This is a genomic window from Pseudoflavitalea rhizosphaerae (assembly GCF_003991355.1).
Lineage (GTDB): Bacteria > Bacteroidota > Bacteroidia > Chitinophagales > Chitinophagaceae > Pseudobacter > Pseudobacter rhizosphaerae.
Map to the genome: position 1 here is coordinate 484,561 of NZ_RCSU01000003.1, position 17,210 is coordinate 501,770.

A 17,210-nucleotide genomic window follows, 5' to 3' on the forward strand; every position below is an offset into this window, starting at 1 on the left:
ATGGGTCAAATATACAAAGGGCCTTTCATAACATCTGTTAGTTTCAAAAAATAATTTTCAGAGCAGGTCCGAATAAATTTTATGGTGTAATTTCAGCACCCATCAATTCTAAAATGCTTTAAAACATGGATCATCATTCGTCGAGAGGGTTGCAGCAATTCAAGAACTATGTAGGAATCAAGTTCCAGTTATACAACAGCTTATTCACTTCATTGCCCTTTCACCGCATCGAAAAGACCGGTATTCTTCTCTCTCTTTTACTCAATAACTGTGAAGAAGGCTTCAAGCGAAAGTTGAGCCCTGTTCAGATCATCGACGAATTCTTCGAGAAACATACATCATATATAAAGGAACAGGAGAAGATCGATCTCCTCTTCCGCTTCATTCAATATGTTGAACGCCAGGTAGTGTTATTCGATGCGCTGGAAGATGCGGCTTTCCGCGATGTGAACGACACGAACGGCATCGGTACACTCAAACACCTGGAGTCTGAGATCATACAGGAAAATGCACAGGAACAACTGGCGGAGAAACTGAAAGACTTCTCTATCCGCCTCGTGCTCACCGCTCACCCTACACAGTTCTATCCCGGCACGGTACTCGGTATCATCAATGATCTCTCCCGCGCATTGCAGGAAAACAATGCAGCGCAGATCAACACCTACTTACAACAGTTGGGCAAAACACCCTTCTTCAAAAAGAACAAGCCCACACCGTATGACGAAGCCATCAGCCTGGTATGGTACCTGGAGAATGTATTCTACCAGGCCGCAGGCCGCATCATCAGCTTCATGAAGCAACAGTTCCCCGATGCAGTGCCTGACCATAACCCTGTGATCACAATGGGCTTCTGGCCCGGTGGCGACCGCGACGGTAACCCCAATGTAAGAGTGGACACCACGCTGAAAGTAGCCGATGTTCTTCGCGGCAGCATCATCAAATGCTATTACCTCGATGTGCGTAAACTCAAACGCAGGCTCACTTTCAAAGGCGTTGATACTATCCTTAACGAACTGGAAAGACAACTCTATAACAATATCTTCATTCCAGGTCAGCGTACCGCACTCACCAAGCAGGGCTTACTGGATGAGCTGTTCAAGATCCGCGATATCCTCGTGTATCAGCACAATGGACTGTTCCAGCATCTGGTGGACGGCCTGATCAACAAGATCCAGGTATTTGGTCTGCATTTCGCTTCACTCGATATCAGGCAGGATAGCTCCGTGCACAATACTGTGCTGGAAGCCATTGCAGAAAAAGGCGACGGACTTCCGGAGAACTATGCATCACTCAGCAATGATGAAAAAATAGAAGTACTAACGCATTTGAATACCCGAAGTAATCCTTCCATCTATGAAGAAGGCGTTGTGAAAGATACACTTGATACTATAGCTGCTGTAAGAACCATCCAGGAATACAACGGACAGGAAGGTTGCAACCGCTATATCATCAGCCAGTGCAACAGTGTACTGAATGTGCTGGAAGTGTTTGCACTTTTCAATCTTTGCGGATGGGAAAAAGATAATCTGAGTATCGATATCGTTCCGCTCTTTGAAACCATCGATGACCTGCAAAAAGCAGGAGATATCATGGTAGCCTTATACAAGAACCCGGTATACAAAGCACACCTGGATAAGCGCCAGAGCAGGCAGACCATCATGCTCGGCTTCTCTGATGGCACCAAAGATGGCGGCTACCTGATGGCCAACTGGAGTATCTTCAAAGCAAAAGAAGAACTCACCCGCCTCTCCAAAGAATATGAGATCGATGTGGTGTTCTTCGATGGCCGCGGCGGCCCTCCCGCACGTGGCGGTGGCAAAACCCATAAGTTCTATGCGAGCATGGGAAGGAATATCTCCAACCAGGAGATCCAGCTCACCATCCAGGGGCAAACTGTCAGTTCCAATTTCGGCACCATTGATTCAGCACAGTTCAATATCGAGCAATTGCTGAATGCAGGCATCTCCAATGACCTCTTCTCCACCAAAGAAAGAACACTGGACGCTGCTGAAGAAGAGCTGCTGAAAGAACTGGCAAAGGAAAGTCTTGATTCCTACAAGGAGTTGAAAGACCATCCTGATTTCCTGGAATACCTGAGCCATGTTAGCCCGTTGAAATTTTACAGTGAGACCAATATCGGCAGCCGTCCCGCCAAACGCGGCAGTGGCGGCAAGCTAAGCCTGAAAGACCTGCGCGCTATTCCTTTCGTGGGCGCCTGGAGCCAGCTGAAACAAAACGTTACCGGCTATTACGGCGTAGGTACTGCCTTGCAGGTGCTGGACAAGAAAGGGAAGACGCCAGAACTGCGTCAGCTCTATCAGAATTCACTTTTCTTCAAAACGCTTATAGATAACTGTGAGATGGCGATGAAAAAATGTTTCTTCCCGCTCACTGAATTCCTTTCACAGGATCCCCGTTACGGCGAGATCTGGAACAAGATCTACAACGAATATGAGCTCACGCAACGTTTCATCTTCCAGCTAACCGGCAAGAATGAACTGATGGCTGATTACCCGGTAGAGCAACTAAGTATCATGATGCGCGAGCGCATTGTATTGCCGCTGACCACTATCCAGCAATATGCATTGTGCAGGATCCGTCAGATGGAAGCCGAATTAGCACCTGTGCAACACCGTGAGATACTGGAGAAACTGGTGATCAGGAGTGCATTTGGGATTATCAATGCGGGAAGGAATTCGGCGTAACGTAACTCACTGAAAGTTTATTTTGTGACATAAAATCACAAAACCTGACCTTAGTTAATACAGTGCTTTGATTCGAAATCAATCTATTGTACAGGCCGAATTCAACTCGCTGGGCAATAGGTTTATTATGGTTACTTTGCATTCAGATCATTTGGTATGGCAGGAACTCAGAACTACATAGAGATCAATTCTAAAATTATGGGCAAACCTGTTATCAAGGGAACGAGGATTACTGTAGAAATCATCCTTGAAAAACTTGCAGCAGGCGAATCTTTGGAAGATATCATTATTGCTTATCCTAACCTGACTGCCGAACAAATCAAAGCTGCTATTACTTTTGCTGCGGCCAACCTCCGAGCCGATACAATTTACCCATTAGCTTCCTGATATGAATTTTGTAGCTGATGAAAGCGTAGATGCTCCTATCTACAAAACATTACTGAACGCCGGTCACACGGTTTTCGCAATAGTAGAGAACAATCCAGGTATCGATGATGAGCAGGTACTCCAGATAGCTTATCAAAAGGAGGCCATTCTACCTCAAGATCAGAAAGAAAACTGCAAGTTAAAAGAAAAGGCGCCGGAAATCCGGCACCCTTCATTCTTAACAAAACAACACAAGAGATTTCAAGCAGTAAGTAGTGGTTGTTTCGTTAGTGAGCTGTAGTTGTAGTTACTATTACGTATCGTTAATCCATGTTTAGAATTTGTAGATCGCTGCAATCAGGAAACTGGCAGTTGATTTTGTGGGCGCCAGGTCTTTGTCAACAAACAGGTCTTTATTCGCATTGTCGAACCTGATCTCAGGAATGAAGGTGAAACCTTCCACTTTGAAATTGGCGGATAGTGTAGTGGCAATGATAGAGCCTCCTTCGGGAGAACCTGCATACACTTTCATCTGGTCTTTATCATCGAAATATTCACCACGCAATGTAAGACCGAACCAGGGCTTGGGGTCCAGGTTCAGGTAAAGAGCGGAGCCCCACCAGTTTTTGGCATCGATATTCTTTGTGCCATCCCAAAGTTTGGTGCTGTTGTAAGTGGCATTGAACCCTATATTGAATTTATCGCTCACTTTGGCGGTGGCAACTAAATCCACCTGGTTCACTTTTGCTGTATCCGGTCCTTTACCACCAACATAGTTGAGGAAGAACTTGATATCTTCTGTTGCAGCCAGGCTGTATTGTGCAAGAACGAATTTCTTGTTGATCTGCTCATCCGGTGGAACACGGTAGTCTGTTGCATTGGCAACGCCGAGCATGAAACCATGTTTTCCTTTGGTGATTTCAGCCTTGAGACCTGTATGCCCGAATGGTCCATTCGTGAACATATAGCTCATGCTGTAGTTGCGGTTGAGATATGCGTCCAGCACTTCATAGCCCACATGCGTACCCCAGGTACCGGCGCTTAATTTCAGCCAGTCGGTGGGAGCATATGTAATATAGAGCTGTTTTACAGCGGCCAGCAAAGTGCCTTTATCATTATAAGCAAATTCTTCTGCGCGTGGTCCGAAACCGAGATCAGCCACCACTCCTACTTTACCGGCAGTATGCTCCAGTTTGATGGATGCCATACCCAATGCAAAACTATTATGCGTGCCGGTGAAGGAAGTGAAGTTGTTATAACCCACAGCCTTTGTGGGTTTAGCGAAATCGTACCTGTAATAAACATCAGCATATCCTGAAATTACAGTAGCCGGCTTTGGTTCTTCCGGGGCGGAAGCAGCCTGCGTTGCGGGTGAGGTTGTGGGAGCTGAAGCTTCCTGTGCAATCGCAGGGATAAAACAAGCCATAGCAAGGCCTGTTGCAAAAAATTTTTGTAACATTGCGATAGATTTTAAGTGTTAAAGGAAAAGGGTACGGCGGTCAGCGTGTTCCAGACGCTGGTCAATCATCCGTACCTTTTTCTATTTTAGTGAGCTTCTGTTTCGATGATTTTTTCTTCCTTGATATTGCCATTGCTGTGTACCAGCAAAGTTCCCTGCAGATACTTCTCATTATGCTGAGTAGCATCCAGACCGAGTTCTTCTTCTTCAGAAGTTACACGAAGGGGAAGGATGAAGTTGATGAATTTGAAGATGAGATAAGAAGCAACAAAGCTGTAAGTAACAGCAATCAGCATTCCTTTGAACTGCGTGAACAGGAAAGCGCCATTGCCGAGCCAGAGTCCATCTGCACCAGCGCCATTCACTGCTTTGGTGGCAAATACACCTGTGAGCAACATACCTACGATACCACCGAGACCATGACAGGGGAATACATCCAGGGTATCATCAAGCTTTGATTTCTGTTTGTAGTAAACAGCTATATTGGAGATCAGTGCGGCAACTACACCGATGGTGATACTTTGGGGGATAGCAACAAAACCCGCAGCCGGCGTGATAGCCACCAGACCTACTACTGCACCTATACAAAAACCCAGCACAGAAGGTTTTTTACCACGGATCACATCAAAGAACATCCAGCTCAGACCTGCAGCAGCAGCGGCCGTATTGGTAGTGAAGAAGGCAGACACAGCCAGTGCATTGGCAGCGAGCGCAGATCCTGCATTGAAACCGAACCAGCCAAACCAGAGAAGGCCTGTACCGATCAATACATAAGGAATATTGGCAGGAGGGATCTCCTTGTGCTCTTTATGCACCTGGCGGCGTTTCAGCACAAGAACACCAGCCAATGCAGCCATACCGGCAGAGATATGTACTACGGTACCACCAGCAAAGTCAAGTACGCCCATCTTGAAGAGGAAGCCTTCTGAATTCCAGGTCCAGTGTGCAAGCGGAGCATAAACCAGCAGACTGAAGAGTGCAATGAACAGAATGTAGGAAGTGAAACGGATCCTTTCAGCTACCGCACCTACCACAAGGCCCGGTGTAATGATAGCGAACATGAGTTGGAATACCGCAAAGAGTGAACGCGGGATGGTCCCCCAGGGTTCTCCCGATGCAACTCCCTTGAAAAAGAAATGCGCGGTTGGGTCGCCGATGAAACCAGCGCCACCAACACTAGGTCCAAAACAAAGACTGTAACCAACAACCACCCAGAGTACGCTTACCACACCTGCGGCAGCTACGCTCTTGATCATGGTGGAGATCACGTTCTTCCTGTGCACCATGCCGCCATAAAAGAAGGCCAGCCCCGGCGTCATCAGAAATACCAGTGCAGAAGCAACAAGCACCCATGTGATGTCCGCAGCATTGTACGCTCCCTTTTCATCCACGAAGTCGGGAACCGAAGGAACAAATATCGCAGCTATCGCCACTCCTGCAAGAACCAGGAACGGAGCTACCGATTTAATCGTGATCTTTTTCATACCAGTTGATTTTAGTGTTGTTATTAAGAATTATTATATGTGTGTTATTTAAATAAAAATACCGCTAAATCATCACGAAATCAAGAAGACTATTTAAATATAAAAATTATACCATATTAACATTTATTAGTTTTTAATGCCTGAAAACAATGATCCTGCCTGAATTCTATAAATTTTTCAAAACGGAAAAGCAAAAACATGCAGTTATTGCATGCCTTCTAAAAAAATTTTTTTTCAACTATTTTTTTCACATGCCATTATTGGTTAATGCCGGGCTCATGGCATTGAATGAAGCCGCCGGAGCAGCGGTAACCGAATAGGCCTGGGAGGCCTTTTTTGTATGGATTGGAATATAAAAAGAGAATTCTAAACAATTGGCAGTCCTGCTCACTTCAAGGTTTTCATTATAGAGTTTACGCAGACGCATCTGGATATTTTTCAATCCAACACCCCGGGTATGGAACATGCCCTGTAATTCCCTGCCCTGCACGTGGCCGGTATTGCTCACCCTGATCAATAATTTTTTCGCCTGTTTCGACAGTTTCAATACAATTACTCCACCTTTCACTGAAGGCTCGATCCCATGCTTCAAAGCATTTTCTATCAGGGGCTGGAATAATAAGGAGGGCACCATCGCATCCTGCACCTCTTCCTCCATTTCGATCACCACCTTCAGGCGATCCCCAAAACGATGTTGTTCCAGGCTCAGGTAAGTGCGGATAAAATCCACTTCCTGTTTCAATGGCACCCAGTCTTCCTGCGAAGCCATCAGCGCATAACGGAAAATATCCGCCAGCCTTGCAATCAGTTCGCGGGTGAACTCCTGCTGCGCAGGTACAGAACCGCTTATGCTATTGAGCGTATTGAAAAGGAAATGTGGTTGTATTTGCGCTTTGAGACCGGCGATCTCCGTTTCATAAGCAATCCGTTTCAGCTCCTTTTCACGAACCACCTGCTCTTCCCTTTGTCTGAAATAATGGAAAAGATGAAGGAAGGAGAAGCCCTGGATATAGAAAAGGATATTGTGCCAGAAATTTTGCAGTACCTGCGAGGCCGTCATTACCGGAAGGTTCATGAAGGAATTGTAAAAAAAATAGCCCAGTAACCACACTCCATAATAAACAGCTGCCGTGAAAACGTGCAGGAGTACACGCTTTTTCCAGTCTGCATTCCTGAAGATCCTGAAATGCAGCCACCATCCGGGAATACAGGCCAGGCTCATGATCAGGGAATCGGTGAGTACTTCATTCACAATGCGGGCCGGAAAACCATAATGCACCAACTGAGGCATCGAGTAGATGAACTCAGTTACCAGGATAGTAGCCACCAGCACGGCGGGCTCCTTCCAGGTTGCGTGGGCACACATTTTTTCCTTACGATTCATGGCTGTTCTGTTTCATACATCGGATCGATCCGCACTTTCAGTACAAATGTAATTGCTGTTAGTTCCTCCCGGTAATTCGACAGCTGCCATTCCCCATTTTCCGACATAGGTCAGTTTTTTCATAACTTACCATCCGATAAAACTCAGTAGCATGAAGGCTTTTACACCGGTTCTCGAATGGCTGAACAACAGAAATATCCAACTGAGTCAACGTCAGTTGGCGCTGATCCGTAAATACACGGAACTCAAACATGTAAAAGCGAAAACGATATTGATGCAGCAGGATCAACCTGTACAACATTTCTATTTTCTCGCCAGTGGCATTGTAAGATTATTCAGGATGCAGGAAGGAAATGATCATACCCTGGGGCTGGTCAGCAGCCATGATTTCCTGGCCGCACCACAACTGGTTTTATCCGGAGAAATTTCTACCTGCAGCCTGGAAACCTTAACAGATGCAGACCTGCTGGTCTGGGATGCAACAAGCATCAATGCCATTAAGAGCCTGGCGCCGGAGGTTTACAATATCGAACTGGCATTGATGGCGCGGATGCTGAACTGGGTACAACAAAACCATATAGAGCTGATTTGTTTCCCGGCTGAGAAGCGATATCAGTTACTGATGGAAAGGCAACCGGAATTATTCCTGCACATTCCGCTTAAATACATTGCATCTTATCTCGGCATTCATACGGATAGCCTGAGCAGGATCCGGAAAGCCCATCAATCGGAGAGCAGTCGCTTGCGTCCACGCGAGTGACGGATATTTGGGGGTGACTAAAAAGGCGAGCGAGTGGGCACCCTGATAAACAGAAACGGTCCCTTCCGGGACCGCTTCCACACTAAAACATTACGATCTATAGCGTAATCACATCGTTGCCAATACTGTGTTATGGTCTTTGCTTTCGAGCATGGAAGATCCCATAAGGAACTCATCCACTTTGCGTGCAGCTTCGCGTCCTTCGCTGATGGCCCAAACCACCAGGCTCTGTCCTCTTCTCACATCGCCGGCAGCAAAGATCTTTTGAATGCTGGTCTGGTAATCTTTTTCAGAAGCCTGCACATTTCCGCGGTTGTCCAGTTCTACGCCCAGTTCCTGGATAAGACCTGTATGCTCAGGATGCACGAAGCCCATTGCCAGCAGTGCGAGCTCGCAGGGGATCTGCCTTTCACTGCCGGGGACCTCCACAAAATGAGCAGGTCTTCCATCTTCGGTGATCTTCCATTCCAGGTCAACAATGCTGAGGGCTTTCAGTTTTCCTTTCTCATCGCCGATGAATGCCCTGGTAGCGATGGCCCATTGACGTTGCACCCCTTCTTCATGAGAAGTACTTGTTTTCAATGTCATGGGATAGCTGGGCCAGGGCATATAAGCCGTGCGCTTTTCAGGCGGCATCGGCATCAGTTCGAACTGGTAAACGGATTTTGCGCCCTGACGATTGGAAGTGCCCACACAATCGGAGCCGGTATCGCCACCACCGATCACCACTACGTTCTTACCGGTTGCGAGGAGGTCTTTACTGAAAATATTGCTCTCGATATTTGCATTGGCCAGCGGGTCCCTGCCGGCATTGCGCTTGTTCTGTTGTTTGAGGAATTGCATGGCGAAGTGAACACCGTCCAGCTCACGGCCGGGGATCTCCAGGTCGCGGGGCTTTGTTGAGCCACATGCCAGTACAATTGCCTGGTATTCGCGCAACAGTTCATTGATACTAACGTTAACGCCTATGTGCGAATTACACTTAAATACGATTCCTTCTTCTTCCAGGAGTTTGATGCGTCGCTCCACCACGGATTTCTCCAGTTTGAAATCAGGGATGCCGTAGCGCAGCAATCCGCCGGGCGCGTCATCGCGCTCATACACGGTAACACTATGTCCTGCATAATTGAGCTGCGCAGCTGCAGCCAAACCTGCAGGACCGGAACCTACCACAGCTATTTTCTTTCCCGTGCGAACATTCGGAATACGCGGTTTCACAAATCCTTTATCGAATGCGATCTCGATGATATGCTTTTCAATTTCCTCGATAGCTACCGGAGGCTGATTGATCCCCAGTACGCAGGCCGACTCACAGGGAGCCGGACAAATGCGACCGGTGAACTCAGGGAAATTATTAGTGGAAGTAAGGATCTCATATGCTTCGAGCCAGTTCTTGCGATAAACGGCATCATTGAACTCTGGGATCACGTTGCCAAGAGGGCAACCATTGTGACAAAAAGGAACGCCACAATTCATGCAGCGCGCAGACTGCTCATTCAGTTTGGTTTCTGAATAGCGCTCCACAAATTCATCGTAGTGTTTCAAACGCAGCTCCACAGCAGTTTTGCCGGGAAGGGCGCGGGTGAATTCCAAAAATCCGGTTGGCTTTGCCATATTCTAATTCGTTGACGTGGTGAGTAGTGATTGTTTAGGATCAGGATGGCTTTACATTCCTGACCTTTGCTTTCTGCTGAATGGCTTTCTTGTAATCAGCAGGGAATACTTTCACGAAATTTTTGGTCTGGTTCTCCAGGTCATCCAGCACAAATTTCGCTACGGTGCTTCCGGTATAAGCGTAATGCTTCGCGATCATGTCCTGCAGGTACTTTACATCTTCCTGGTCCAGCGGGTCCAGTTCCACCATTTCACGGTTCACACGACCCGGGAACTGACCTTTCACATCGTACACATAAGCGATACCACCGCTCATGCCTGCCGCGAAGTTGCGACCTGTTTCACCCAGTATCACCACGCGGCCGCCGGTCATGTATTCACAACCGTGATCGCCGGTTCCTTCCACCACTACTTCTGCTCCGGAGTTACGCACGCAGAAACGCTCACCTGCTTTACCCCTGATAAAGGCTTCACCGGCAGTAGCGCCATAGAAAGCAGTATTACCGATAATGATATTCTCCTCCGGCACAAAGGTTCCCTGACGATGCGGATAAACAATCAGCTTGGCGCCGCTGAGGCCCTTACCAAAATAGTCGTTTGCATCTCCTTCCAGTTCCAGCGTAACACCTTTTGTATTGAAGGCGCCGAAGCTTTGACCGGCCGTACCTGTGAAGTTGAAATGGATGGTATCCTCAGGCAATCCTTCCGCTTTGTACACTTTCGTGATCTCGTTGGAAAGAATGGTCCCGATAGTACGATCGATATTCCGAACAGGGAAAGAAGCGGTTATACGTTCACGTGATGCAATAGCCGGTTTTGCTGCTTCCAGCAGTTTCCAATCCAGCACATCTGCCAGGCCATGGTCCTGGTCTTCCATGTGATACAACCCTGTGAATGGAGAGGCAGGCTCTTTGTACAGGATGGGAGAAAGGTCCAGTTTGCTGAATTTCCAGTGATCGATATGCTCACGCATTTCAAGGTTATCTACTTGTCCAACCATTTCATTCACGGTCTTGTAACCGAGTTCGGCCATGATCTCGCGAAGTTCCTGCACGATGAATTTGAAGAAGTTCACTACGTGGTCTGCATCACCTGTAAAGCGTTTGCGCAGTTCGGGATCTTGCGTGGCCACGCCAACCGGGCAGGTATTCAGATGGCATTTACGCATCATGATACAACCTTCTACCACCAACGCTGCGGTAGCAACACCCCATTCTTCTGCACCGAGCAAAGTGGCGATGGCAATATCACGGCCTGTTTTCATCTGGCCATCCGCCTGCAATACTACCCTGCTGCGCAGTTTATTTTTCACCAGTGTCTGATGGGATTCTGCAAGACCGAGCTCCCAGGGCAGACCTGCATGTTTGATAGAACTGAGTGGCGATGCACCTGTGCCTCCGTCATGACCAGATACCAGGATCACATCGGCCTTTGCTTTGGCAACACCTGCCGCGATGGTACCAACACCTGCTTTGGACACCAGCTTCACGTTGATGCGCGCCGCGCGGTTCGCATTCTTCAGATCGAAGATCAGCTGCGCCAGGTCTTCGATGGAATAAATATCGTGGTGCGGCGGCGGAGAGATCAGACCAACACCGGGTGTGGAGTGACGGGTCTTACCGATCCATTCGTCCACTTTATGACCAGGTAATTGTCCACCTTCACCAGGTTTAGCACCCTGCGCCATCTTGATCTGTAGTTCATCGGCTTCCGTAAGATAATAACTGGTTACTCCGAAACGTGCAGATGCTACCTGCTTGATGGCACTACGCATGCTATCGCCATTTTTCATGGGCAGGTAACGGCTTTCATCTTCCCCTCCTTCACCTGTATTGCTTTTTCCACCGAGGCGGTTCATCGCGATAGCCAGTGTGGTATGCGCTTCCCATGAAATAGAACCGAAGCTCATGGCGCCGGTAGCAAAACGGCGATAGATATTTTCTGCTGGTTCCACTTCGTCTATTGAAATGGCCGGACGTGTTCTTTTGAATTGGAACAGACCGCGCAGCGTTGCTGCTTTCTCGGCCTGATCGTTCACCAGTTTTGAATATTTCTTGAATGTGTTGTATTCATTCATCCTGGTGGAATACTGCAGCAGGTGGATGGTCTGCGGATTGAAGAGGTGGAATTCACCTTTGCGTTTCCACTGGTATACTCCGCCCGCCATCAATCTGTCTACAGGAACATTTTTCCTGCTGAATGAATAAAGATGTTTGGCCAGCGCTTCTTTAGCGATCTCATCGAGACCCATGCCTTCGATACGGCTGGTGGCGCCGGAGAAATATTTGTCCACCACTTCGTGGTTGATACCGATGATCTCGAAGATCTGCGCACCCTGGTAAGATTGCAGCGTGCTGATCCCCATCTTGGAGAACACTTTCAGCAGTCCTTCATTCACGGCCTTGATATAGTTCTTTTTCAGGTATTCTGCATCTAGACTGGACTCCAGTTTGCCGGACAGTTTCATGTCGCGGATGGAGCTGAGCGCCAGGTAAGGGTTGATAGCAGTTGCTCCAAACCCTAACAGGCATGCGAAATGATGCACTTCCCATACATCGCCTGCTTCCACAACGATGCCTACCTGTCCACGAAGTCCCTTACGGATCAGGTGGTGGTGAACTGCGGCTGTGGCTAACAGTGAGGGAATGGGTGCGTGATCGGAATCGATAGCGCGGTCCTGCAAAACCAACACTTCGAAACCATCTTCCACAGCATCCACGGCATAGCGGCAAATTCGGTCCAGTGCGGCTTTCAGCCTGCCGGGCTTTCCGTCTGCACGGAAATAGCATTGCAATGTCTTTGCCTGGAAGATGCCGGTATCGATACTTCTGATCTTTTCTAATTCATGATTGGTGAGCACCGGGTGTTTCAACGCAACGGTGTGGCAGCTCAGCGGATCTTCCTGCAACAGGTTACCATTGTTTCCCACGAAAGTAGCCAGGCTCATCACCATTCTTTCGCGTATGGGATCGATGGGCGGATTGGTCACCTGCGCAAACAATTGTTTGAAGTAACTGCTGAGGTGTTGTGGCTGATCGCTGAGTACAGCCAACGGCGCATCGGTACCCATGGAACCGATCGGCTCTTTGCCATCGATGGCCATCGGCGCGATGATGGTTTCCAGGTCTTCAGTGGAATAGCCGAATGCTTTCTGGTATTTGAACACCTGCTCATGTTCCAGGTGCGTGAACATTATACGTGGCTCCGGCAGTTCGTTCAAACGGATCTTGTATTTGTTGAGCCATTCAGCGTATGGCTTTTGAGAAGTGATCTGTGCTTTCAGTTCATCATCACTGATGATGCGGCCCTGCTCCATATCCACCACAAACATCTTTCCGGGCTGAAGCCTTCCCTTCTCTTTCACGAGTGTGGGATGAACTGGCAGTGCGCCAGTTTCAGAGGCCATGATCACACGATCATCTGTGGTAACGCAGTAGCGCGAAGGACGGAGACCGTTACGATCGAGTGTGGCGCCAATCATCTTTCCATCGGTGAAAGAGATAGAAGCCGGGCCATCCCAGGGCTCCATCATGGCGGCGTGGAATTCGTAGAAGGCTTTCTTCACCGGGTCCATGTCTTCATTGCCATCCCAGGCTTCGGGAATGAGCATCATCATCACATGCGGGAGAGAGCGGCCTGAAAGCGTGAGCAGCTCGATCATATTATCGAGACAGGCTGAATCCGATTGTCCCTCTGTTACGATGGGCAGCAGCATTTCCATCTCTTCTTTTGTGAAGAGATGGGAAGTGAAACCTTTTTCGGAAGTTTTGAGCCAATTCAGATTTCCCTGCAGCGTATTGATCTCACCGTTATGAGCGATATAACGGAAAGGCTGCGCCAGTTTCCAGCTGGGGAAAGTATTGGTTGCGAAACGGGAGTGCACCAGTCCGAATGCGCTCACTACTCTTTTATTACTCAGGTCTGGAAAGTAACCGCGCACCTGATTACTGGTGAGCTGCCCTTTGTAAACAACTGTTTTGTAGGAAAGAGATGCGATATAGAAGCCAATGGCATCGCGCTTTACGGTATTGTTGATGGTATGGCTGGCATAGTTGCGCAGCACGAATAGTTTGCGCTCAAATTCATCAGGGTTAGTGATATGATCGGGGCAGGCAATGAATACATGTTCCATTTCCGGTTCCACACTGAGGGCTGTTGCTCCGATGCCGTCTGGGTTCACAGGAACTTTGCGGTACGCGATCACTTCCAGTCCCATCTTTTCTACCGAGCGGTTGAAAATATCGCGGCATTCTTCACGGAGACGGATTTCGCGCGGGAAGAAGATCACACCTACACCATATCTTCCGAATGCAGGAAGATGAACGCCGAGGCGGATACATTCGTCAAAGAAAAATTCGTGGGGGGTCTGGATCATGATACCAGCGCCATCGCCAGTGTTGCTTTCACATCCACAGGCACCGCGATGCTCCATGTTTTCGAGAACAGTGAGGGCATCGGAGATGTGCTGGTGGGACTTATGCCCTTTGATATTGGCTACGAAACCGATACCACAGGCATCACGCTCAAAAGAAGGATGGTATAAACCCTGGTTGCTTGCCATCGTTGACAATTAGTTTTTGGAGATTATCTAATGATTAACGCGCTTTTTAAAACGAATCTTAAAAAGCGGACAAGCAACTGCTTGAAATTACAACAAAAACATAATAATACCGTTGTTTTATTCAATTAATTTTTACATACGAACACTTGTTTGTCCGGCCAATCATTGAAGGTCCGGGATGTCATAGGAATGCAGGATGGTCAGATCATCTTCCTCTCTGTCGCCCACTAATTGAATAAAATATTCACCGTTATCCCACTGCTTTGTGTTCAGCATGGCAGACCAGTCTTTGAAGGTTTCGTCATCGGCTATATTTCCATTACCATCATAGCAATCACCCTGGCATTCGAAAGACATGGCGCCGAGACTGGTCCTGTTATCACCTGCACCTTTTTTGTAAGCCACTCTTTCTATGTAGAAATATTTCCATCGGTTATCGTTCACATACAATTCGAAATAAGGATCTGTACAATCGAGTGGAATAGTGATATGAACGGATTTCATATTATCAGTCATCACGGTGTAGATCTTCCAGTCTTTCTTCAGTTCATTCACTGGTCCTTTGATCACCACGCCTGATTTGAGTACCTGTATATCCTGTTCGTATCGAAACTGCCGCCAGATCGCGCCATTGTTGTTCTTCAGTTTTACATTGAGGTGAATGATGGTCATGTATTTCCCTTCCTTCAGGTCATCGATATCGATCTTTAGGAAATTTTTTCCCTTCACAAAGCGCTTCAGGTATTGGTTAACGGTACCTTCTCTTTGCAAAATGATAAAGCCTGAATCGTATCGTGCTAAATCAACCGTTGTAGCATCGAAATAAATTCTCAGCTGATTGGCAACCGGCATATCCGGCTCATCCTGATCATCGTTACCGCCCCCATTTTTCTTACAGGCGGTAAGCAGCAAGCCAAGGGTAGTAGCAAGCACCATAAATGTTCTGATTTGTTTTAACATGGTTGTTTGATTGTTCAGGTATGACAAAAAAATGGGAACCGGCGCAGCAGGTGCAACCGGGCCAGTGTTCCCGATGGTGAATTAAGGTAACCCGGATGAAGTAGCAGGTTGATGAACCGGAAAAAATCAGGGCCGGGATTGGACGATCTGGTTACTCGCCCATCCAGGTTTTGAAAGCAGGCACTCTTTCACGGCTGATGATGACGGGATCAGGGTGGAGTGGCTTTACTTCCACTTTGAGTTTACCATGTGTACTGACCAGTACCTTTTCGATGGCTTCATGACTGATGATGAACTGGCGGCTCACGCGGAAGAAGCGTTCCGGAGAGATCAGTCTTTCAATTTCTGTGATGGTATAATCGAGGATATGTTCCCTGTTATCTGCCATCTTTACGAAAGTGAGTTTGTCCCGGAGATAGAAATATCTGATTTCACTTACTGCAAGCGAGATGAGTTGATGGCCCTTCTTTACAAGGAATCTCGATTTATAATCAGGCAATACTTTTTCTGGAAAGTATTCCTGGAAGAATTGTTTCCAGGCGGTTTCGGAATCGGGCACAGCCTGGTTGAGTTGTTGCATAGCTGCGTGCATTGCATTCATGACTATTAGGTTTGTTGGTGATCAGAATCTGACAACAAATTTGCAGAGAACGTTTCCAATCTACCTTGCCATTCGGCCAAAACCACATGAATATGCGATCTGATACGGAGAATTCATCCGGAGTATCACACATTCCGGTACATAAAAAAAGCAGGTGGTAGAAACCACCTGCGAGTCACATGAGAAAAATTCTATACCGCAACTAGGTTAATGATCCAGGGATGAGTTGCGTAAGAAGTAGCATAAGGGAAATCCCCGGAGAAATATATCAAATAAAATAATTATAGAAATCAGGAAGGAAAGGTTCGGCAGGTATAAGGCGAAGGTGTAGCAGAATACCACGTGCAAAAAAAGATTTTTTTTGATAGTGGCAAACGTTAAAATGTGCGAATTGTCCATTTATCTCTATCAACAGATCAAAAGCATATCTGATGAAGTTAAAAAATAGGCAGTTCCGAAGAATCGGAACTGCGAGTCACATGAGAAAATTCGAATGCAGCAACCAATACACCGGGTGGTTGCGAGTGATTATTTTCCCGGAATACTTTCTCTTGCAACCATTGTTTTAGATGTATGCAATGGTTGTTGATGCAATATGTCCAACAGCATTTCATAAATGTCTGATGAACGGTAATTGTATCTGAATTCAGTTTCTTTAACGTGCAGATAAAGGGTGCCTCCATTGAGACCGCGGAATTTCACGAGTCTCGACTTCAACATATTCCAAAAGTGATCGATCTCATCCTGGCTGTTCTTATTGGAGATAGCGCCATTGGTACGATGCAATCTGATATTATTGAAATCAGCGATGCCTTTATAAATATGCAGACTATGTTTCTCTGCAATTGCTGTACCCTCTTCTATTCGTCCTTTCATCCAATCAGACAGCCATTCACTTTCGAGATCAGGTAATTTGTCTGCATGTATATGATCATCCTTACGATAGATCCCGTAGAAAGGCTTCCTGTTTCCGTCACCGGAATTTTCCAGGCCGATGGCTGTATTGTCGATTGGGATGAAAGCCAGTGTACCTCTTGATACATGCAGGGGATTACGTTCTTCGCAGAACCTGGCAATATGCGTTCGGATCAACTTGAAATAGGCATTCACCGTAATACGGCTGATGCCTGTAATGTTGGCGATCTGTGTGGCTGTCAGATCATCGCAGAATAATTTAATAAGTTCCCTGACCTTCCTTTCGGAAAGGTGGGCACCTTTCAGGTATTTGTTCTTCATGGCGGCGCGAGGTGGTTAAGTACGATACTTTACGTAAATAAGGACAATTTTATGCGATTGGCATTGTTAAAATTTTACGA

The 17,210-nt window shown here is 47.2% G+C and carries 12 protein-coding genes; 4 read left to right on the plus strand and 8 right to left on the minus strand.

Annotation, left to right across the window (positions count from 1 at the left end; genetic code table 11):
- The first annotated feature begins 125 nt into the window (after positions 1-125).
- The 3 genes from D9Y29_RS07710 to D9Y29_RS07720 all read left to right on the plus strand — a co-directional run bounded on the left by D9Y29_RS07710 (position 126) and on the right by D9Y29_RS07720 (position 3,372).
- Positions 126-2,705: a phosphoenolpyruvate carboxylase gene (locus tag D9Y29_RS07710; RefSeq protein ID WP_127126673.1), complete on the plus strand. Its 2,580-nt coding sequence runs from the start codon at positions 126-128 to the stop codon at positions 2,703-2,705.
- A 156-nt stretch (positions 2,706-2,861) separates the two neighbouring features.
- Positions 2,862-3,092: a DUF433 domain-containing protein gene (locus D9Y29_RS07715; protein WP_127126675.1), complete on the plus strand. Its 231-nt coding sequence runs from the start codon at positions 2,862-2,864 to the stop codon at positions 3,090-3,092.
- A 1-nt stretch (position 3,093) separates the two neighbouring features.
- A complete protein-coding gene (locus D9Y29_RS07720; protein ID WP_127126678.1) occupies positions 3,094-3,372 on the plus strand; it encodes a DUF5615 family PIN-like protein in 279 nt (92 codons plus the stop codon).
- Between the two features lie 33 nt (positions 3,373-3,405).
- On the opposite strand, the gene D9Y29_RS07725 is transcribed toward D9Y29_RS07720, so the two are convergent.
- The 3 genes from D9Y29_RS07725 to D9Y29_RS07735 all read right to left on the minus strand — a co-directional run bounded on the left by D9Y29_RS07725 (position 3,406) and on the right by D9Y29_RS07735 (position 7,398).
- Complete coding sequence (locus D9Y29_RS07725) at positions 3,406-4,530, minus strand: outer membrane beta-barrel protein (RefSeq protein WP_127126680.1); 1,125 nt, start codon at positions 4,528-4,530, stop codon at positions 3,406-3,408.
- An 86-nt stretch (positions 4,531-4,616) separates the two neighbouring features.
- A complete protein-coding gene (locus D9Y29_RS07730) occupies positions 4,617-6,014 on the minus strand; it encodes an ammonium transporter (protein ID WP_127126682.1) in 1,398 nt (465 codons plus the stop codon).
- 247 nt (positions 6,015-6,261) lie between these two features.
- A complete protein-coding gene (locus tag D9Y29_RS07735) occupies positions 6,262-7,398 on the minus strand; it encodes a sensor histidine kinase (protein ID WP_127126684.1) in 1,137 nt (378 codons plus the stop codon).
- Positions 7,399-7,549: 151 nt separating this feature from the next.
- Between D9Y29_RS07735 and D9Y29_RS07740 the strand changes: the two genes are divergently transcribed.
- Positions 7,550-8,158: a Crp/Fnr family transcriptional regulator gene (locus tag D9Y29_RS07740; RefSeq protein WP_127126686.1), complete on the plus strand. Its 609-nt coding sequence runs from the start codon at positions 7,550-7,552 to the stop codon at positions 8,156-8,158.
- 108 nt (positions 8,159-8,266) lie between these two features.
- On the opposite strand, the gene D9Y29_RS07745 is transcribed toward D9Y29_RS07740, so the two are convergent.
- The 5 genes from D9Y29_RS07745 to D9Y29_RS07765 all read right to left on the minus strand — a co-directional run bounded on the left by D9Y29_RS07745 (position 8,267) and on the right by D9Y29_RS07765 (position 17,130).
- Positions 8,267-9,772 (minus strand): glutamate synthase subunit beta, encoded by a 1,506-nt coding sequence (locus tag D9Y29_RS07745; protein ID WP_127126688.1) that lies wholly within the window; start codon positions 9,770-9,772, stop codon positions 8,267-8,269.
- Positions 9,773-9,812: 40 nt separating this feature from the next.
- A complete protein-coding gene (gene gltB / locus D9Y29_RS07750) occupies positions 9,813-14,333 on the minus strand; it encodes a glutamate synthase large subunit (protein WP_127126690.1) in 4,521 nt (1,506 codons plus the stop codon).
- A 162-nt stretch (positions 14,334-14,495) separates the two neighbouring features.
- Positions 14,496-15,293 (minus strand): hypothetical protein, encoded by a 798-nt coding sequence (locus D9Y29_RS07755; protein ID WP_127126692.1) that lies wholly within the window; start codon positions 15,291-15,293, stop codon positions 14,496-14,498.
- 151 nt (positions 15,294-15,444) lie between these two features.
- Positions 15,445-15,894, minus strand: coding sequence for a LytR/AlgR family response regulator transcription factor (locus D9Y29_RS07760; RefSeq protein ID WP_127126694.1), 450 nt, complete (start codon positions 15,892-15,894; stop codon positions 15,445-15,447).
- Between the two features lie 528 nt (positions 15,895-16,422).
- Positions 16,423-17,130 (minus strand): hypothetical protein, encoded by a 708-nt coding sequence (locus tag D9Y29_RS07765; protein WP_127126696.1) that lies wholly within the window; start codon positions 17,128-17,130, stop codon positions 16,423-16,425.
- Between the last annotated feature and the right edge of the window lie 80 nt (positions 17,131-17,210).

What these genes read in the sequence shown, in the direction of transcription:
- D9Y29_RS07710 (WP_127126673.1), top strand. Translation starts at nt 126, where the DNA reads ATGGATCATCATTCGTCGAGAGGGTTGCAGCAATTCAAGAACTATGTA.
- D9Y29_RS07715 (WP_127126675.1), top strand. Translation starts at nt 2,862, where the DNA reads ATGGCAGGAACTCAGAACTACATAGAGATCAATTCTAAAATTATGGGC.
- D9Y29_RS07720 (WP_127126678.1), top strand. Translation starts at nt 3,094, where the DNA reads ATGAATTTTGTAGCTGATGAAAGCGTAGATGCTCCTATCTACAAAACA.
- D9Y29_RS07725 (WP_127126680.1), bottom strand. Translation starts at nt 4,530, where the DNA reads ATGTTACAAAAATTTTTTGCAACAGGCCTTGCTATGGCTTGTTTTATC.
- D9Y29_RS07730 (WP_127126682.1), bottom strand. Translation starts at nt 6,014, where the DNA reads ATGAAAAAGATCACGATTAAATCGGTAGCTCCGTTCCTGGTTCTTGCA.
- D9Y29_RS07735 (WP_127126684.1), bottom strand. Translation starts at nt 7,398, where the DNA reads ATGAATCGTAAGGAAAAAATGTGTGCCCACGCAACCTGGAAGGAGCCC.
- D9Y29_RS07740 (WP_127126686.1), top strand. Translation starts at nt 7,550, where the DNA reads ATGAAGGCTTTTACACCGGTTCTCGAATGGCTGAACAACAGAAATATC.
- D9Y29_RS07745 (WP_127126688.1), bottom strand. Translation starts at nt 9,772, where the DNA reads ATGGCAAAGCCAACCGGATTTTTGGAATTCACCCGCGCCCTTCCCGGC.
- gltB (WP_127126690.1), bottom strand. Translation starts at nt 14,333, where the DNA reads ATGGCAAGCAACCAGGGTTTATACCATCCTTCTTTTGAGCGTGATGCC.
- D9Y29_RS07755 (WP_127126692.1), bottom strand. Translation starts at nt 15,293, where the DNA reads ATGTTAAAACAAATCAGAACATTTATGGTGCTTGCTACTACCCTTGGC.
- D9Y29_RS07760 (WP_127126694.1), bottom strand. Translation starts at nt 15,894, where the DNA reads ATGAATGCAATGCACGCAGCTATGCAACAACTCAACCAGGCTGTGCCC.
- D9Y29_RS07765 (WP_127126696.1), bottom strand. Translation starts at nt 17,130, where the DNA reads ATGAAGAACAAATACCTGAAAGGTGCCCACCTTTCCGAAAGGAAGGTC.